This window comes from Mucilaginibacter phenanthrenivorans (assembly GCF_024721155.1).
Classification (GTDB): domain Bacteria; phylum Bacteroidota; class Bacteroidia; order Sphingobacteriales; family Sphingobacteriaceae; genus Mucilaginibacter; species Mucilaginibacter phenanthrenivorans.
The window spans coordinates 569,528-588,059 of the sequence record NZ_JAHVAP010000005.1; the positions used below are offsets into that span (position 1 = coordinate 569,528).

Annotated in this window: 14 protein-coding genes; 11 read left to right on the forward strand and 3 right to left on the reverse strand. The window is 46.0% G+C overall.

Features of this window, described 5'->3' with window-relative positions; translation table 11 throughout:
* Positions 1-28: 28 nt before the first annotated feature.
* Both KXD93_RS14595 and KXD93_RS14600 read right to left on the reverse strand, forming a co-directional pair.
* A complete protein-coding gene (locus KXD93_RS14595) occupies positions 29-1,738 on the reverse strand; it encodes a tetratricopeptide repeat protein (protein WP_258137888.1) in 1,710 nt (569 codons plus the stop codon).
* Between the two features lie 3 nt (positions 1,739-1,741).
* Entirely contained in the window at positions 1,742-1,918 is a 177-nt protein-coding gene (locus KXD93_RS14600) for a hypothetical protein (RefSeq protein WP_258137889.1), read from the reverse strand.
* Positions 1,919-2,268: 350 nt separating this feature from the next.
* Here KXD93_RS14600 and KXD93_RS14605 point away from each other — a divergent pair, with 350 nt between their 5' ends.
* From KXD93_RS14605 to KXD93_RS14635, 7 genes are all read left to right on the forward strand, one after another.
* On the forward strand, positions 2,269-2,862 hold the full coding sequence (locus KXD93_RS14605) for an RNA polymerase sigma factor (protein WP_258137890.1): 594 nt from the start codon (positions 2,269-2,271) through the stop codon (positions 2,860-2,862).
* A 54-nt stretch (positions 2,863-2,916) separates the two neighbouring features.
* Positions 2,917-3,867, forward strand: coding sequence for a FecR family protein (locus KXD93_RS14610; RefSeq protein ID WP_258137892.1), 951 nt, complete (start codon positions 2,917-2,919; stop codon positions 3,865-3,867).
* Positions 3,868-3,979: 112 nt separating this feature from the next.
* Positions 3,980-7,348, forward strand: coding sequence for a SusC/RagA family TonB-linked outer membrane protein (locus tag KXD93_RS14615; RefSeq protein ID WP_258137893.1), 3,369 nt, complete (start codon positions 3,980-3,982; stop codon positions 7,346-7,348).
* Between the two features lie 22 nt (positions 7,349-7,370).
* Positions 7,371-8,921 (forward strand): RagB/SusD family nutrient uptake outer membrane protein, encoded by a 1,551-nt coding sequence (locus KXD93_RS14620; protein WP_258137894.1) that lies wholly within the window; start codon positions 7,371-7,373, stop codon positions 8,919-8,921.
* Between the two features lie 78 nt (positions 8,922-8,999).
* Positions 9,000-11,453 (forward strand): bifunctional YncE family protein/alkaline phosphatase family protein, encoded by a 2,454-nt coding sequence (locus tag KXD93_RS14625; protein WP_258137895.1) that lies wholly within the window; start codon positions 9,000-9,002, stop codon positions 11,451-11,453.
* Positions 11,454-11,464: 11 nt separating this feature from the next.
* Positions 11,465-12,316 (forward strand): metallophosphoesterase family protein, encoded by an 852-nt coding sequence (locus KXD93_RS14630; protein ID WP_258137897.1) that lies wholly within the window; start codon positions 11,465-11,467, stop codon positions 12,314-12,316.
* Between the two features lie 36 nt (positions 12,317-12,352).
* On the forward strand, positions 12,353-13,195 hold the full coding sequence (locus KXD93_RS14635) for a hypothetical protein (protein WP_258137898.1): 843 nt from the start codon (positions 12,353-12,355) through the stop codon (positions 13,193-13,195).
* 195 nt (positions 13,196-13,390) lie between these two features.
* Here KXD93_RS14635 and KXD93_RS14640 read toward each other — a convergent pair whose 3' ends face one another.
* Entirely contained in the window at positions 13,391-14,551 is a 1,161-nt protein-coding gene (locus KXD93_RS14640; protein ID WP_258137899.1) for an acyltransferase family protein, read from the reverse strand.
* A 391-nt stretch (positions 14,552-14,942) separates the two neighbouring features.
* Between KXD93_RS14640 and KXD93_RS14645 the strand changes: the two genes are divergently transcribed.
* The 4 genes from KXD93_RS14645 to KXD93_RS14660 all read left to right on the forward strand — a co-directional run bounded on the left by KXD93_RS14645 (position 14,943) and on the right by KXD93_RS14660 (position 18,445).
* Positions 14,943-15,125, forward strand: coding sequence for a hypothetical protein (locus KXD93_RS14645; RefSeq protein WP_258137900.1), 183 nt, complete (start codon positions 14,943-14,945; stop codon positions 15,123-15,125).
* Positions 15,126-15,411: 286 nt separating this feature from the next.
* On the forward strand, positions 15,412-15,957 hold the full coding sequence (locus KXD93_RS14650) for a GNAT family N-acetyltransferase (RefSeq protein ID WP_258137901.1): 546 nt from the start codon (positions 15,412-15,414) through the stop codon (positions 15,955-15,957).
* A gap of 54 nt (positions 15,958-16,011) precedes the next feature.
* The gene (locus KXD93_RS14655; protein WP_258138087.1) at positions 16,012-17,133 is read left to right on the forward strand and encodes a M20 family metallo-hydrolase; all 1,122 of its coding nucleotides are present in this window, start codon (positions 16,012-16,014) and stop codon (positions 17,131-17,133) included.
* A complete protein-coding gene (locus KXD93_RS14660; RefSeq protein ID WP_258137903.1) occupies positions 17,108-18,445 on the forward strand; it encodes a sigma-54-dependent transcriptional regulator in 1,338 nt (445 codons plus the stop codon). Before KXD93_RS14655 ends, KXD93_RS14660 begins: the two co-directional genes overlap by 26 nt.
* Positions 18,446-18,532: the final 87 nt, after the last annotated feature.

Sequence of the window (18,532 nt, forward strand, 5' to 3'; positions counted from 1 at the left end):
GTTACCTGGGTGTAGCTTTAGCCGGATATTAAAATACCGATTCGACAGGTCTGACATCTGCGTCTGCAAACGCCTGCTGGTAAAGTGTCTTATACTTTGCAGCTGCTGCCAGTTGATGACTGGCTTTAAGGCTGTTATATAAGCCCAGCAGGGACCAGCCATTTCCAGGGTTGGCCACTAAATCATCCCTATAAACTTTTTCCGCCGCTGTAGCCTGGTTCATTTTTAACAAGCAGTTACCCAGGTACTGCCGTGCGGGAAGGAACCATTCCTGCGGCTCACGGTAGATCAATTGTTCCTCAGCGTTGATTGCATTTTTATATGCATCGATAGCTGCCACAGTTTTTCCTTCAGCAAACAATAGCTCCCCGTTAAGTATGCCCGCTGCAACCTCGGCGCTCTGTTTCGGTTTATTATAAGGCATCCGGCGGATAGCCAGCAGGCTGTCCTTAAGGTTAGCTTCCAGGCTATTGAGGCAAAGCCGGGCCGCTGCGAGGTCATGTGCGCGAACGTGCGCCATACCTTTGGCAAAATCGTCAATGATCAGGGCGTATTTCCATTGCACATCCGGGCGGGGTATTTTCAATAGCACCTGCCATTTACCCAGGCGTACCAGCGCAATTTCGGGTAGGGTGTATACAAACTGGGCGTAGGGGTCGTTTTTATAGGCCGGTTTGAGCGCTGCCATCCGATCCCTGGCGCGCAGGTAAAGCGGCATGCCTTTGGCATACATGCCGGCATTCATTGCACAGTAGGACTGCACGGCAAAGAAGTGGATCGGGTTATTTTTATTGAGGTGAAGATATGGAGCAGCCGTATCCATTTTGCTGAAGATCGTATTGGCGTGCTCGTTAACCAGCACGCCCTTGGCGAAAAGTCCGTTGCGCTGATAGGAATGGGTTGACATGTGCACCATGTGAGCTACACCGGGCATCAGGTCCTTTAGCGCATCAGCATAAGGCAGGGCGGTCTCGGGATGGCGTGAGGCCTCTGTAAGGTGAATATAATAGTGCAACGCGGCGGGCTGACTGGGCTCAGCCTTAAGAATGCCTTCACATAAACTGACCAACTCAGGCGTCCAGGGTTTAGCGCTACCATCTGTATTCCAGAAATCCCATTTGTGGCAGAGCATAACTGCGTCGATGTATAATACTTTAATGTCATTATCGGAAGGATATTTGGCGGTAAGGCTCTTCATGGCCGCTGCATAGCGCTCATCCAGCTGAACGCGGTCGGCATTGGTGGAATCGGAGGAGTAGCGTTGCAACATAGCGTGGGCCAGGTCGTCCTCCCTGGCGTTTACCCCGGTATTCGATCGCTGTAAAGCCAGCAGCGCGATGGGCACAGCACGGGGCATCTTATAGGTATAACTATTAAAATAAGGGCCCAGGGCTAGCGTTTGCCCCCACCATGCCATTGTGCAGCCGGGATCAAACCGGGCAGCCTCTTTAAACGATGCAAGTGCCTCTGTAAAATGATACCCGTAATAGAAGGAAAGTCCCTGGTCGAAATAAATTTGTGCACTGTCTGATATGGTGCGGACAGCATAATGATGATGTCCTGTACCGGCTATAACAGGGATGAATTTCCCGTCTTTACCCGCCGCCAGGTCCGAAGGCAAGTCACCGCATATACTTACATCATGAGCGGATTCAGGGTGACCTGGCTGGCGTACTGCAGCACCGGCGAACACCAGGACGATACCCAGCAATAAAATCGGGAAAACGATTTTAATCATGGTTCAATTTACAACTTTTTCGTCTAAAAAAGTATGTTCCGGGATTCTTTCATTTATGATCATTAGGCTTACCTTGTCACGGGTAAAATCGCCACTTCCGCTACCAAAAGCGTCCTTATGGTACGTTGACAGGTACAGGTATTCCTGACTTAGGTGGTGGCATAAAACAGCATGATGCACATTATAATTAGGCAGATAAACGCAATTTTTATAATTTCTACTATTTTATTTTTCATGACCTGTCAGTTTTATTTATAGTTTGTGCCTGCTTATTACCTGATTTAAGGACAAATTTATCAGCCTGAATGTACCAACAGATAGAAGTATCGGTGTAAAGGCCAAATTCCCCGATGAACTGACAGATTTGGCCATCAAAGCATCCGGGTAAATGTTTACGACAGTATTTTTTTACGAAAGTTGGTTCGAATATTTTACAGCCTGCTCATTCTGCCCCCACCTCCCCTTAACTGTAAACCATACAATTTAAAATTAACTTAACATTGGGCGCATAACTTTGCCGGCAATTAGCCATGGAAAGTTTAACAGATAGTGCGTTGTTGGTGCAAATTAAGGGCGACAGTCACGAGGCCTTTGATGTATTGTTTGAACGCTACTGGAAAAAGCTTTACCAAACTGCCCATGCCCGGCTGGATGATGATGTGATAGCGCAGGATGTGGTGCAGGAAATTTTCATAAAGATCTGGCAGCGCCGTAAGCAACTGGAAGTGCATACCTCGGTTGAAAATTACCTGCAAAGTGCGGTCCGCTTTGGGGTGATCAGCCACTTCCGTTCAAAAAAGGCAAACGACCTGCAGCTGCAAAATGCACTGGAGCGGATAGAACTTCTCGAAGACTCCATCGACTCCCTTACCGATTACTTCGCCCTGGAAAAAACCCTGGAGGATGCGGTGAACTGCATGCCCGAAATGCTGAAGCAGGTATACCTCCTACGGAGTGAAAACCATTCGGTAAAGGCTATTGCCGGGCAACTGGGACTGGCCGATCAAACTGTAAAAAACTACATCGCCGAGGTATCCCGCCGCCTCCGCATCATCATCGCCGAAAAATATCCCGAAAAGCATTTAACCTATACGGCGCTCCTGTTTTTACTGCTTCACAAATAATTAACATAAACATCATATAAATTATAAGTACCAAAGGCTGCAATCAGCGACATAATGCTGAGAACACAAACAATGGATATTTATAAATTCAGAAAAAGGTTAACACGCTACTTAAAGGGGGAGTCGAACGAAACTGAAAACGCCATCATAGAGGCCTGGTATAAGTCGTATGAACAGGAGGAACAGCCCCTCAGTGAAGCGGAGGAAGAACGCATCAGGCTTGCCATCCATAACAAAGTAAAATCGGCGACGTCAAAATCCACCATTATTATGCTGCCAATATTTCGTATGGCAGCCACGCTGGTGTTTATAGCCGGTATTGCAGCGATCATCTGGTACTTGCGGGCGGGGAAAAACGAAAAGGCAGACTATTATACCGTGCAAACCGGCACAAACGAAATAAAGCAACTTACGCTTTCTGACAGCTCCATTATTTGGGTTAACTCCGCCACCCGCATCCGTGTGCCAGTTTTGTTTAAGGGCGATTTGCGGGAGATAGACCTGCAGGAGGGTGAGGCATTTTTTAATGTGAAGAGAAACCCGCAGCCCTTTATTGTGCATACAGGCGGAATAAATGTACAGGTACTGGGCACATCGTTCAATATCCAATCCTATAAAAAACTAAAAAGCATTAAGGTAACCGTTGCCACCGGTAAGGTTGGTGTAACAAAGGGTAAGCAAACCCTGGCTATGCTGTTGCCCGGTGAGCAGGAATATTATAACACAATTACCGGCAAGGGGCAGCAGGTAAATGTAAACACCAACCAGGCGCAAAGCTGGAAGGAGGGCTCGACTTATTTAAAGGAGGCCAATTTTGAAGAGCTGGCCCTTTGCATCAAAAATATCTATGGATTATCGCTTAAAGCGGCCAGCAGCAGGATCAGCGCCTACCGCTTCACTTTGCAGGTACAACACAACGTGCCTGCCAGGGAGGTTTTGAAGGTGATTGGCCAGCTGCACAATACGCATTTCAGAAAGGAGGGGAATGAAGTAACCCTCTATTAAATAAAAAACGGCCCTGTAAAAACAGAGCCGCATTATTTTTTGCAGGATGAGGACGGCCATCCGCACCTGCAACGCTCAGTAATTTATTCACCATCACAAAGCAAACAAAAATATGAAATTCTATACACAGTTATGGAAGCAATTTATGCGCATTACTTTATTATCCTTTAGTATTTTATTAACGCTCGGGCTGCTTACCGGGCAGGCATCCATTGTGGACGCCCAAAACCTGGATAAGCGGGTCGACATAAAATTCGACCGTGAAAACCTGTACGACGCGGTTAAACAGATTGAGCAAAAAACCAACCTGGCATTTGCTTATGACGCGGATTATTTGGGGCTGCGAAACAAAACGATAAACCCGACGGGTTTCACCGGCAAAAGCTTGCAGGAAGTATTGTTCCATTTGTTCAGGGGCACAGGCATAGCCTTTAAGGAAGAAGCCGGCAATATTTTATTATTTAAACAGCTGTCGGGTAAAATTACCGGAAAGGTAGTTGATGAAAGCGGCGAGCCATTGCCCGGCGCATCCATTCGGGTAGTGGGCACAAGCTACGGCACAGCCACCGATGCGAATGGAAACTATAGCCTCACCATCCCCGAAGGCACATACACCATCGATGCCTATTTTGTGGGATCGAAAAACGTGGAGACTAAGGATGTTGTGGTTTCGGCGAGTAAGGAGGTGGTGCTCAACATCACCATAAAGGGCGGCAGCATGTTAAAGGAAGTTACCGTAAGTTATGGTAAGCAACGCGCCGCCGAGGTAACCGGTTCCATTACCCAAATTAATGCCGCACCGCTGCAAGACATGCCTGTTGGGCAGTTTGCCCAGCAATTGCAGGGAAAGGCAGCCGGCGTTCAAATTTCAGAAACCAGCGGGCAGCCAGGCCGTGGTATGGCATTCCGTATTCGTGGCGCTGCATCGCTGGCGGCAGATTATCAGCCCTTATTTGTTATTGATGGATTGCCTATCACCGGCAGCATCAACAACATCAACCCTGATGAAATTGAATCATTTACCATATTAAAGGATGCCTCTGCCAGTTCACTTTATGGTTCGCGTGCGGCAAACGGGGTCATCCTGATTACCACCAAACATGCTAAAAAGGGCGAATCGAATATTACGTTCAACAGCAACTTCGGGATGCAGAAGATCCCGGAAAATAAGGTGCCTAAAATGATGAACGCCACCCAGTTTGCCGAGTTCATGAAGGAGCGCTGGGAAGATAAGGTTAAGTACGAGGGGCTCGACCCATTAAAAACCCCGCTCGACGCGCCTTATGTGAACCCCGAAGCCAACGGCGTGGGCACCGATTGGTTTCATTTGCTAACGCGATCGGCCCCTATCCAGAGCTATGATCTAACTATTCAAACTGCAAGGGAAAAATCATCGTCGACCGTAGTGGCCGGTTACCAGGCGCAGGACGGGGTGGTTATCAATACCGGTACAAAACTTTTTACCCTGCGGATGAATGAGGACCTTTCCTTAGCCAACAATAAGCTAAAGATTGGGTTTAACCTGGCGCCGAGTTATCGTTTGGATCATAACAACAGGTTAAGCACCGATGGTGTTGGCGGGATCTTTGAAAGGATCTTTGAGGCAAGCCCATTGATCAGTCCGTTACAGCCCGACGGCAGCTATACGCCGTCGGTTGCTTCTCCGGGCATGGTTTCATACCTTAACCCGCTGGCTATCCTTCAAAAAACCAAGGATGATTACATTACCACCCGCATCCTGGCCAATGGCTATTTAAATTATGAGTTTTTCACCGGCCTCGTATTGAAAACCAATTTGGGGGTTGATAAAGGCGCCGAAACCCGGAACCAATTTTCCCCATCGGTTACTACCAACGCCCCGGCTACAGGTTTGGCAAGCTCAGTTGATAATTATTCATGGACGGCAGAGGCAAATCTTCAATACAACAAGACTATCGCCAATGATCACAACTTTGAGGCTCTGGTAGGTTACTCTGCACAGCGTTACAATTCAGTAAGCAACTCGGTATCGGGCACCGGGTTTCCAAGCGATGATATTCCTTATCTCAGCGCTGCAACTTCAATAAGCGCAGGTTCAAGCTCAACCACCCAATATTCGCTGCTTTCAACCATAGCCCGTTTAAACTACAATTATAAAGGCAAATATTTATTGCAGGGCGCTGTGCGCAGCGACGGTTCGTCGAGGTTTGGCGAGGATCGCAAATATGGATTTTTCCCTTCGGTATCCGCAGGCTGGATTGTTAGCGACGAGAGCTTTATGGAGCGGTTTAAAAATCTCGGTCTTTTAAAGGTCCGCGCCAGCTATGGTATCACCGGCAATAACAACATTGGTAATTTTACGGCTATTCCTGTTTTGGGCAGCTTTAACTATATCCTGAACGGTACCGTGGTACCGGGTGAAACCATCAGCACCTTAGGAAACTCCGAGCTTGCATGGGAACGCAATAAGCAATTTGATGTGGGTCTTGATCTGTCGATGTTCAACAACCGCGTAAGTTTTACTTATGATTATTACAACAAAGTATCTGATGGTTTGATCCAGGCAAGGCCGATCCCAAGGGCGTCAGGCTTTACAACCATCAATTATAACGTAGGTAATTTTGCCTTCTGGGGACATGAGTTTACCTTAAACACCATCAACCTGACAGGCCCGTTAAAATGGAGCTCAAACCTGAATATCTCTATTGACAGGAATATCATCAAAAACCTGGTTTCGCCGGGATATTTGCGCAGGAATAATACCGTTACTTCTGATTATTACCGCAACCAGGTGGGTCACCCGCTGGGCGCATTTTATGGATTTATTTACGAGGGATTGTATAAGGATGCTGCCGACCTGGCTAGCTCAGCCAAATACGGTGCAGCATCTGACGTTGGTACCATTAAGGTAAAGGATATTTCCGGTCCTAACGGTGTACCCGATGGCGTAATTGATGATGTGAACGACCGCACATTCATTGGCGACCCAACTCCTGATTTTACCTACGGCTTTACCAATAGTTTCACTTACAAAAACTTCGACCTGAGCATTTCAATGTCAGGCCAGGTTGGCGGGCAGATCTTGAATGCTGCTAAATGGGCCTATCAAACCAACATGGATGGTTCAAGGGTTCCGCTTGCCGCCGCACTTGATCATTGGAGATCGCCGGAAGACCCGGGTTCAGGAATGTACCCGCGCACCAAAACAGGTACCACCGCATTAGGCCGCGAGGTGAATACCCAATGGCTTGAAAACGGATCGTACCTCACCGTAAAGAACATCACACTTGGATATACATTTAAAATGAAGGACAGATCGACATTTAAAAACCTGAGATTGTATACTTCGGTTCAGCAGGCCTTTATCATTACCGGCTACTCGGGCATGAACCCCGAAGTGGGCCTGTCTGGCCTGGATGCAACTTCAGGGCTTGGGGTGGATGAAGAGGGATACCCGGTGCCAAGAACATTCTCGATAGGTATTTCCACAACGCTTAAATAGGTTATCCAAAATATAATATAACATGAAAAAGATATATTTCTTAACTACCATCATACTTCTTTCTACAGTCATATCCTGTAAAAAAAGCTTTATCGACCTGCATCCGCAGGATTCACTATCGCCCGAAACATTTTACCAGAACGAAACGCAAATGCGCCAGGCCGTTGTTGCTGCCTACGTGCCACTGCGCGACCTTGCCGTCAATGATTATTTTACATCCGAAATGCGGTCGGACAACACCCATTACCAGCCTTACCCGGCCAACAGGGGTACTGCCTATGTGCAGCGCGAAAATATTTCAGACTGGGTTGACGATGCTACGGACGCCTATGTAAATGCTGTTTATTTTCACTGCTATAACGGCATCTCCAGGTCAAACATCGTGATCGGGCGTGGCCCCGGCGCTACCATGAGCGATGCGGCAAGAGCCGATATTGACGGACAGGCTAAATTTTTACGCGCCTGGAATTACTTCAAATTGGTGAGGCTTTTTGGCGAGGTGCCTTTGTATTTAAAAGAGGTAACAAAATCTGACGATGCATTTTTACCGCGCTCAACGGTGGACCAGGTTTATGCGCAGATCATTGCCGACGCGAAGGACGCGGTGAAGGAATTGTTGCCCCCTGCAAAATTCCCGCAAAGCGGGCAGGCAACAAAAGGTTCGGCAACCATGCTGCTGGCCGAGGTGTATATGACGCAAAAGAAATATCCCGAGGCCGAAGCGCTGTTAACCACCTTGCCGGCAATGGGCTATGGCCTTAATGCCAATTATGCCGATGCCTTTTCAACAACAAATAAAAACAGCATCGAATCGCTGTTTGAGATCCAGTACCTGGAAGGTACAGCTGCGGGCAGCCAGCCAAGTAATTTTATCTACCAGTTTTTGCCGCGCACGTCTACAACAGTTTTGATAACAGGTACGGTTACCAATACATCGGCAACCGGCGGCTGGAATACACCAACGCAGGATCTGATCGACTCATATGAGCCGGGCGACAAGCGCCTTGACGCATCAATCGCCGTTGCTGAAGGAGCTTATAACTCAAGCGACCTGCTGGTTATTTCGGCCAACAAAAGCATTGTAGGCTATAGTCCCGCGCCAGGTAAGGTTGGGGTCCCATATCCAAAAAAATATTTACACTTACCGCATGTAGCGCCAAACAACACCAACGATAACTGGCCGATCTATCGTTACGCCGATGCACTTTTATTGCTTGCTGAGGCACAGAACGAGCAGGGAAAAACCGGCCCGGCTTTAGCAAATTTAAATTTAGTGCGTGCACGTGCCGGATTGGCTCCGACTACCGAAACTAACCAAACATCATTACGGGCAATTATCCTGCATGAAAGAAGGGTGGAGCTGGCATTTGAAAACCACAGGTGGAATGATTTGGTACGCACAGGAAACGCCATCCCGGTTATGACAGCATATGGCGCCAAGGCAAAAACCATATACAGTAACCTGCCCGCCAATGCTTTTGATATTGAATCGTACAGGCTGCTTTTCCCCATCCCGCAGTCGGAGCGGGGGATAAATCCTGATTTAACACAGAACCCGGGATACGCTTTTTAATAACATAAATTAGCAAAAAGGTTGTATTTACTTAATATACCGCGGTTACATTTAGTTTAATTTTATAAATCTCTATTTATGACATCAATTAATAAAATTGCTCATAAAACAAAAGTGCTGGGTACAGCGCTTTTGTTTTTGCTTTGCATGAATGCACAGGCACAACTGCCGGGTAAAATTCAGCAGACCGGACAGGTATTATTGCCCAATGGCTGGAAACTAAGCCCGGCCGGCCGACAGCTTCCCCTGGGTGATCTGCCGTTAAACCTGCAACTAAGCTCAACAGGCAGGTTGCTGGCAGTAACCAATAACGGGCAAAGCAAACAGTCGGTTCAATTGATCGATCCGCGAAATGAGCAGTTGCTTGATGAAAAACCGTTAGGAAAATCATGGTATGGCCTTGCTTTTAGCCGCGATGAAAAGCATTTATATGTGTCGGGTGGGTACGACAACTGGGTACTTGATTTCCATTTGCAGGACAATAAGTTTGGTAATGCCGATACCATTAAATTAAGTAATCCGTGGCCAAAAAACAAGGTGTGTCCTACCGGCATGGTTACCAACAAAAGCAACACCCGCCTGTACGTGGTAACCAAGGATGACAGCTCGCTTTATGTTATCGAGCCTGCCACACATTCCATCATAAAAAAAGTGCAACTGCCCGGCATGGCCTATAGCTGCAGCCTGATGCCCGATGAAAAAACGCTGTATATTTCATTGTGGGGAATAGCAAAGGTTGCGGCCTATAATACCGTTGATAATAATATTGGAACCATCATAAATACCGGCAGTCATCCCAATGAACTGCTTTTAAACAAAAAAGGGACACAGCTATTTGTAGCTAATGCCAATGATAATACGGTTTCGGTAATCAATACAAAATCAAACAAGGTAATTGAAACTATTTCAACAGTACTTTATCCTACCCGCTTAGCCGGGTCAACCACCAACGGACTGGCACTTTCGGCAGATGAAAAAACTTTATACATCGCCAATGCCGATAACAATTGCCTGGCCGTTTTTGATGTTTCAAAACCCGGGATCAGCCAGAGCATGGGCTTCATACCTGTAGGCTGGTATCCAACAAATGTGAAAACCCTGGGCAGTAAAATAATTGTTGCCAACGGCAAAGGCCTAACAAGTATGGCTAACCCATTAGGACCTCAGCCTTTTTTAAAGGATAACAACATCGGGGAACACGTGGGGCTTACGGCCAACAGCATGATCCAATATATCGGCGGTTTATTTAAAGGTGCATTGTCATTTATTGATGATCCCAAACCTGAACAATTGAAAGCCTATACCAAACAGGTTTATGCCAATACGCCATTTAATGATAAGCGTACGGCGCTGGCCGACGGCGAGGCCGGCAATCCCATCCCGCGCAAGGCCGGCGAAAAATCGCCGATAAAATATGTGTTTTACATCATCAAGGAAAACCGTACTTACGACCAGGTTTTAGGCGATATGCCCCAGGGAAACGGGGATAGCTCCCTTTGTATTTTCGGAAAAAACATTACCCCGAACCAGCATGCAATTGCTAACCAATTTGTGTTGCTTGATAATTTTTATGTAGATGCCGAGGTGAGCGAAGACGGCCACAACTGGAGCATGGGTGCCTATGCTACTGATGTGATAGAGAAAACATGGCCTACTAACTACGGCAACCGCGGACCGGCATACGCAGGCGCTGCGTCAGGGCCCGATGATGGCTATATCTGGGATTATTGCAAACGTGCCGGTGTAACTTACCGGAGCTATGGTGAGTTTGGCTCCTATAATAAAGCCAGCATTAAATCATTACAAGGACACATGGGCCCGCATTCGCCGGGATTTAACCTGGATATTAAGGACCAGGTACGAGCAGATGCCTGGCAGCATGACTTCGATTCGCTGTTAACCATCAACGCAGTTCCGCAATTCAATACCCTGCGCATCAGCGATGACCATACCAGCGGGCAGAAAAAAGGTAAATATTCACCGATTGCCGCAGTTGCTGACAATGACCTTGCTGTGGGCCGGATCCTGGCGCATTTGGCTGAAAGCCCGATCTGGAAGGAGTCGGTGGTTTTTGTGCTGGAAGATGATGCACAAAGCGGCCCCGATCATGTTGATGCGCACCGTTCCCCTGCTTTTATTGCCGGGCCGTTTGTAAAACGGAACGCGGTTATTCATAGCATGTACTCAACATCGGGCATGTTGCGCACCATGGAGCTGATTTTAGGGCTGCCGCCGATGAGCCAGTATGACGCTGCCGCTCTGCCGATGTATGAGTGCTTTACCAATAAAACGGATAATACGCCTTTCAAGGTTGTTCCTGCGCAGATAGATATAGAACAGCGCAATATTGCTGTAAATGAAAGCAGCAAACGATCGGAATCGTTTAACCTGGCTAAGGAAGATGCCGTGCCTGATAAGGACATGAATGAGGTGATCTGGAAATCGGTTAAGGGAGAAAATGCCGTAATGCCTGCGCCGAAACGGAGTGCCTTCGTGATCCTTGAAAAGAAAAAGAAGGATGATGACGACTAATTTATTGTAAGATGAGTAACAGACGAAGATTTATAAAGTCGGGATTAACCGGTTTGGCCGGGATAAGCTTATTGCCCGCCGTTAATGCATTTGCTGGCGAAAGGCATGTGGCTCCTGAAAAAAATACGGGTGATCTTAAAATGCGGTTCGCCATTGCCTCCGATGGTCATTATGCACAGCCGGATACCGATTCAGATACGTTTTACAAAAATTTGATCGATTGGCTGACTAAGGAGCATCAGCAAAATCACCTGAATTTTGTGATCATTAATGGCGATTTGGTGCATAACCGCCCTGATCTGCTGAGCAAGGTTAAGGAAACTTATTTAGATAAGCTGCCAGTTCCTTATCACACCATTCCCGGCAACCATGATTTTGCGGATGCCAAAATATGGAAGAATGTTTTTGGCTATGAAGACAAATACACACTTGAATTTGGCGATATCGGTTTTGTATTTGCTAATACCGCTGATACGAAAGGCGGTTATGTTTGCCCCGACAATACTTTTTTAAGGGCATCGTTCGAAAAGTTTAAAAGTAAAAGCATTGTGTTTGCCATATTACATATTCCGCCGCACCAATGGGTGCCGGAGGACAAGGATATATTTTTAAACTGCCCCGAAACGGTTGAGCTGCTGCACGCCTACCCCAATATTAAAGCTGCATTTCACGGGCACGACCATACTTTGGACGGAGTTAAGTACACCAATAAGTTCCCTCATTTTTTCGACTCGCATTTTGGTGGGAACTGGGGCACCGACTATAAAGGGTACCGGGTTGTTGAGATAAGCAGCACTAATGAAATTACAACTTACCAGGTTAATGCCAGCCAGAACCCCAAATTAAATTCGAACAAAATTTAACAATTACTTATCTTCATAAACATTAAAACACCGGATATGAAAAAACAACTGTTTACCTTTTTGATACTCCTTTTGACAGGCTTTGCTGCAACGGCACAAAACCAGGAATATATTAAACCTTTAGGTTCTGGCGGTGGCAGTGCACCCCAGCCGTTCCTGTTCTCGGTTAACACCCTAACCGCAGAAAGCGCAGGATGGAGTGCTAATTATACCGGCGCCTATGGCGAGCGGACAGCCGGCCCTTTTGGTTATGATGGGGTTGACCAGCAGTTTGCCGTTAAGGGTTACCTTGGCAACCGCTTTACCCTCTTTGCTAACGCCGACCTGGGTGTTTCGAACAAAGGCGGTACGGAAAGTGCACAACAGGCCGAGGTGATCCATGATTTTGTTGGCGGAAATAAATTGTTCGGTTCCCGCTTTGGATTAGGCTTTGGTGTTAACCGCGATTTTTCAAATACAGGCGCTATCTTCAGCCGGGTTACTGCCTCCTTCGAAGCTGCTTCATGGCGGATAGGCGGCAATATGCGTTTTGAAAAAGCGTTCAGCAAAACCCGCGACAATATTGACCTGGTTACCAGCGTTGGCTTCCAGCATCGTATTGCCGGGCCTGTTTTTGCCGGCTTTGAAGCTGTAGGCGAGGACCTGGAAGGTTTTTGGGAATCGGACGAGGCAGAGGGAGGCGCTAAACTGCTGGTCGGCCCATCGATAAATTTTGCGCCGGCTAATTCAAAGTTCGCCTTTTCAGTTTGCGGCGGCCCGGTATTTTATGCTACCCACAGCACCGTTATCCCTTCAGAAGCGATAAGAGATGTGGGCACTGTGGCCTCGCAAAACGGGTATACCATCAGGGCGATGGTGTCGTTTAATTTGCATAAGTAGGTAAGAAAAAAAATCTGCTTTAATATCAGCCTGACTGCCACGTTGGTCAATGCTATTAAGTTAAGAGATTGCGTTGGTAAAAATATCGAACGCCGAATAATGAAGTATACTTCGGTGTTCAATATTAATAGTTGTTCTATTCTTTCCTTAACTTAATAGCATTCGAGAGACCCTGGAGACAGAAACTTCCCTGTTCTATTTTTTCTTAGAGCGGCCTATTCCGAAAAGATACCTTATTGCTTCTGATCTTCTTATTAAAAATTCATAACAAAACATTGCAATGCTTAAGGATACAACTACTATAATCACATATTTAAGGCCGATTGAAAGCTGTAATTGCACAATAAAATAGCCAATAAGCACGATAACGGGCTGATGAATAATATAAAACGGCAGCACCGCCTCATTGCCATATTTGAGGAACTTATTGGTATAGTTTAACTTATTTTTGGCGAAACCCAGCAATGTGCAAATCCAGCTGAAGCAAACCACGCTTCTTAATGCTATTTTAAGGAAATATGGGAATGTGCCGAAATCAAATTTGATATTATTTACAAAAAGATAGATGTTTACCGCTGTTGATAGAACTGTTATTACCAACAAAAGGTAACGGTACCTTAACCATATGTTTTGAATATCGATCATTGAAAATGCAAAGTATCCTAAGATAAAAAGGACCAAATGCTCTATTATATTCCAGCCTCCCCAAACTCTTGCTCCAATGATACTATCCGGCGAGAACAAGCAGCCGGGCAATGCCAACAGGATCACGAACATGAACAGATAAATAAAAGCCGATCCTGACTTTATGCGGCCCGCAGATATTCGTTTTATAAGCAATAACAAGGGCAGTGAAATAACAGAGAAGACAAAGAGCAGCAGCAAATACCATAAATGCAAACCCATCCACGCAAAATTTCCGCCAAAGGCATACAAGCCTGAAAAATAATGGGGCAGGAACCCTAAAAACGTACCTGCAAACTGGTAGTGCGAAACCCTTTCGAAATATACCTGGTGCGGCGAAAGGATAAAAATGCCAAAAATTAACGGAACCAAAATTCTTTGCATCCGGTCTTTAAGAAACTTACCGCCTGTTTTTGATTGAAGCGCAAACCACGTACTTGCGCCCGAGATAAAGAAAAACAAGGGCATCATCCATTGTACCATAAAAAAAGTGAACAGGTTTGCTGTTGACGAAAGAACTGCGTTTTTTACATGCCAATCGTCAAAATCAAAAAAACGGCTGCAATGAAAAAGAAACACAAGGCAAATGGTGATTACCCTTAACCAGTCGAGGTAATACTGTCTGCCGGCGTTTCCGGAGTTAATATTTTTTAAGGTTTGGTCCTGATTCATGAAGCTGTATTTTTAAAATTTATAAACTAAATTAACTGTGTATGAAAAGTTTACAATTTTAAATCATTGTGAATTAAAGCACGACCCGGTGGTCAAAGGATTAATGCTAGTGGTCAAAAAAGTGCCGGCCTGGTACGGGATAAGCTATAACCGGGCGCGGTTTGCTACCGGCGGTTGAGCTGAGGGAACTGATGAATTCGCGATACACGCCGTAACCAACCTCGTTCCATTTTGATAAATTACCCCTATCAAAATGATACCCCCAATAATCTTATACAAATCATCCACTCAAAAATTCTCTTAAATTTTAGCTTAAACCCCTATTTCCATCCAATTCAGCTTTTGTGGTATGGCAATTGATAAATCCCCGGTACATATAATTTAATCAGACATGACAGCGTTTTATATTATCCTGGAAATAAGTGCCCTAATAGCGATCATCATCGTTCCATTAGGCGGCCCTAAAAAGAAAAAGAGCAAAAGCCCGGCCGGATTGAGCGAAATTTTGGTAAACGAAAATGGTTACCTGGAATATTCCGGCACTGCCCGGGAAGATCATCATCATGTAAATTAGTCTTGAGTCGGGAGTCTTAAGTTCTGAGTCGAAAAAATAAAATTTGACTTTCGACTTCAGGCTCTGGACTTAGGACTCTCGACGAAATAATCTTTTTTTGAAAATAGAGCCTTTCATTTTGAGAGGCTTTTTTATTCCCGAAAATCGCCATAAAAAATAAAAATCGGCCTTTAAATGCGCTAAACACTCAATTGCGGAAGTATCGGCACAATGGGCATTCTTTTGGTACAAGGGTTTGTACAGTTAAAAAACTTTCGGGCATTTAACTGAAATAAACTAAAAAGAAATGGAAGATGAACGAATTATTGTAAGGCCGGCCATTGCGTCGGACGTGGTTTTTGCTGACCAGATCATTCATGAAATGGAAAGTTCGGCAATAGCAAGGGGCTCAGGGATCTCCAAAAGATCGGCAGCCTCGGTAATAGAAAAAATAGACAATGGAAAGGCAATTGTTGCCATAACTGAAAATGGCGAATGGGTAGGGTTCTCCTACATCGAAACCTGGGATAACGAAAAATTTGTATCAAATAGTGGTCTTATCGTATCCCCGCAGCACCGCAACCAGGGTGTTGCCTCACAAATTAAAACACAAATATTTGAACTGTCGCGCACGCGGTACCCGCTGGCAAAAGTATTCAGCATTACGTCTGGTTCGGCTATCATGAAGATGAATACCCGCCTGGGTTTCGAGCCGGTTACCTATGCCGAAATAGCGCAGGAATCCGCTTTTTGGGACAGCTGTAAAAGCTGTGTGAACTATGATGTGCTGCAAGGCAAAAAGAGGACTAATTGCCTTTGCACCGCCATGTTGTTTGATCCTCAATTAAACTAAAAAACCATGATTAAAAATCTCAGGGCAAGAGAACTTTCGCCGGTGCGCGAAAGGATGCCGTTAAGCAATCATTTGTTTAGTGAAGCTGTAACCTTGTTGCAGAAGCTCATCCGCACGCCGTCATTTAGCGGGGAGGAAGCTGATGCCGCAGATCAGATCCAGGAGTACCTGGCAACTTATGGTATCAAAGTAAAAAGAAAAGGGAATAATATCTGGTGCTACAATAAATTTTATGATCCGGAACGCCCGACCATCCTGCTCAATTCTCATATTGATACGGTTAAGCCTAACGAGGGTTATTCCAACGATCCGTTTTGCCCGGAGATCTTCGCCGGGCGGTTGTACGGGTTGGGAAGCAATGATGCGGGCGGTTGTTTGGTGTCGTTGATTGCCACATTTCTGCATTTTTACAGCTACCAGGGGCTGGGATTTAACCTTTGCCTGGCGGCGACTGCTGAAGAGGAAAACTCCGGCATTAATGGCATCAAATCTGTTCTCCCGCTTTTAGGTCAGCTGGAGCTGGCAATTGTAGGTGAGCCTACGCTGCTGCAAATGGCGATAGCTGAAAAAGGAAACCTGGTGATAGATTGCATCAGTAACGGTCGCCCGGGCCATGCGGCACGGGAAGAGGGCGAAAATGCAATTTATAACTGTATGAAGGACCTGGAGTGGTTCAGGTCATTCAAATTCCCGCAGCAGATTGAGGGCCTGCCGCCGGTTAAAATGACGGTAACTACCATAAAAGCCGGCCTGCAGCACAACATCGTTCCCGGCAAATGTGAATATACTGTGGACATCAGGAATGATGATACCTATACGCAGGAGTATATCCTGAATACCATAAAAAATAATGTCAGTTCGGAATTTACCGTACGTCCAGGTTCGCTGGGAGCGTCTTCGGTTCCGCAGGATCATCCCATCGTAAAGACCGGGATCGCGATAGGCTGTAAAACCTATAGTTCGCCCACTACGTCCGACCAGGCCTGGCTGACTATTCCGTCCGTTAAAATTGGCCCGGGTGATTCCGCGCGTTCGCACTCTGCTGATGAATACATCTTCCTGGAGGAGATCAAGAACGGGATCAACCTTTATATCAAATTGCTGGATACGCTTCCGCTTATGCTGATCAACAATCCAAACAAGTATAAAAATGAAATTAAATATATTAATAATTGACGATGAGGTAAAGCTCAGCGCACTGCTTGCACGGATCCTTGAAATGGAGGGCTACCATGTATTACAAGCCGCCAGTGCGAAGGCCGGATTGAAGCTGATAGAGCATGAAGATATCAGGGTTGTACTAAGCGACGTGAAGCTGCCTGATGCAAATGGCGTGGAGCTGGTAAAGAAGATAAAGCAGGTAAAACCTTATATCGAAGTAATAAATCTTACTGCCTTTGGCACCATCAGCGATGGCGTGATGGCGATAAAGAACGGCGCTTTTGATTACCTGACCAAAGGCGACGATAACGAAAAGATCATCCCGCTGGTAAGCAAGGCGATGGATAAGGCTAACCTGCAATACCGGGTGACCGAGCTGGAACAGCAGATAGAAACGCAGCGAGGTTTCCAGGTAGTTTTAGGAAAGTCACCGGCAATTATTGAGGCGATTGAACTCTCAAAAAAGGTATCCAAAACCGATGCCACCGTATTGCTGCTGGGCGAAACCGGCACAGGCAAGGAGGTTTTTGCCGAAGCCATTCACCAGGAGAGCCTTAGAAAAAACAAGCCCTTTGTGGCCGTTAACTGTAGCGCATTCAGCAGGGAACTGCTGGAAAGCGAATTATTTGGTTACAAGGCAGGTGCATTTACCGGCGCCGTAAAAGATAAAAAAGGACTGTTTGAAGAAGCTAACAGCGGCACCATTTTTTTAGATGAACTGGGCGAAATGAGCCTGGACCTGCAGGCCAAGCTTTTGCGGGTGCTGGAAAACGGCACTTTTATGAAGGTGGGCGAAACAAAAATGACCAAAGTGGATGTGCGCCTGATTGCCGCTACCAACCGTGATCTGCAAAAAGAGGCCGAGGAAAATCATTTTCGCCTTGACTTGTATTATCGTTTATCCGGCTTTTCAATTGTGCTGCCCCCGCTGCGTGAACGTACCGGCGATATAGAAATACTGGCCCGGCATTTTATAAAGATCTACACCGGGAAAGTGAATAAAAAATTGCCCGATATCGACGAGAATTTTTTTAAGCTATTGAATCAGCATAAATGGAACGGTAACATCAGGGAACTGAAAAACGTGATTGAACGCGTGATCATCCTGATGGACGAACCCTTGCTTACACCGAAGCTATTACCCTACGAATTTCAAAGTGGGGGTTACTACGATCTTGTTGCGCTTGATTTGGACAGCGTAGAGAAACACCATATCCGCCGCATCCTGAAATATGCAAAGGGCAACAAATCTGAAGCTGCCCGCATCCTGGGAATTGGGCTGGCAACACTTTACCGCAAAATAGAAGAGTATCATTTGCTGAATTGATCATTTTGAGAAAACAGTCATAACAAAATGAGAATCTATATTGACTATACACCGGATCAAACATTATAAATATAATCTATAATATTA

Excerpts from the sequence above, each read along its gene's own strand:
- KXD93_RS14595 (WP_258137888.1), bottom strand. The coding sequence starts at position 1,738 with ATGATTAAAATCGTTTTCCCGATTTTATTGCTGGGTATCGTCCTGGTG.
- KXD93_RS14615 (WP_258137893.1), top strand. The coding sequence starts at position 3,980 with ATGAAATTCTATACACAGTTATGGAAGCAATTTATGCGCATTACTTTA.
- KXD93_RS14645 (WP_258137900.1), top strand. The coding sequence starts at position 14,943 with ATGACAGCGTTTTATATTATCCTGGAAATAAGTGCCCTAATAGCGATC.
- KXD93_RS14620 (WP_258137894.1), top strand. The coding sequence starts at position 7,371 with ATGAAAAAGATATATTTCTTAACTACCATCATACTTCTTTCTACAGTC.
- KXD93_RS14655 (WP_258138087.1), top strand. The coding sequence starts at position 16,012 with ATGCCGTTAAGCAATCATTTGTTTAGTGAAGCTGTAACCTTGTTGCAG.
- KXD93_RS14660 (WP_258137903.1), top strand. The coding sequence starts at position 17,108 with ATGAAATTAAATATATTAATAATTGACGATGAGGTAAAGCTCAGCGCA.
- KXD93_RS14650 (WP_258137901.1), top strand. The coding sequence starts at position 15,412 with ATGGAAGATGAACGAATTATTGTAAGGCCGGCCATTGCGTCGGACGTG.
- KXD93_RS14610 (WP_258137892.1), top strand. The coding sequence starts at position 2,917 with ATGCTGAGAACACAAACAATGGATATTTATAAATTCAGAAAAAGGTTA.
- KXD93_RS14640 (WP_258137899.1), bottom strand. The coding sequence starts at position 14,551 with ATGAATCAGGACCAAACCTTAAAAAATATTAACTCCGGAAACGCCGGC.
- KXD93_RS14605 (WP_258137890.1), top strand. The coding sequence starts at position 2,269 with ATGGAAAGTTTAACAGATAGTGCGTTGTTGGTGCAAATTAAGGGCGAC.
- KXD93_RS14630 (WP_258137897.1), top strand. The coding sequence starts at position 11,465 with ATGAGTAACAGACGAAGATTTATAAAGTCGGGATTAACCGGTTTGGCC.
- KXD93_RS14635 (WP_258137898.1), top strand. The coding sequence starts at position 12,353 with ATGAAAAAACAACTGTTTACCTTTTTGATACTCCTTTTGACAGGCTTT.
- KXD93_RS14625 (WP_258137895.1), top strand. The coding sequence starts at position 9,000 with ATGACATCAATTAATAAAATTGCTCATAAAACAAAAGTGCTGGGTACA.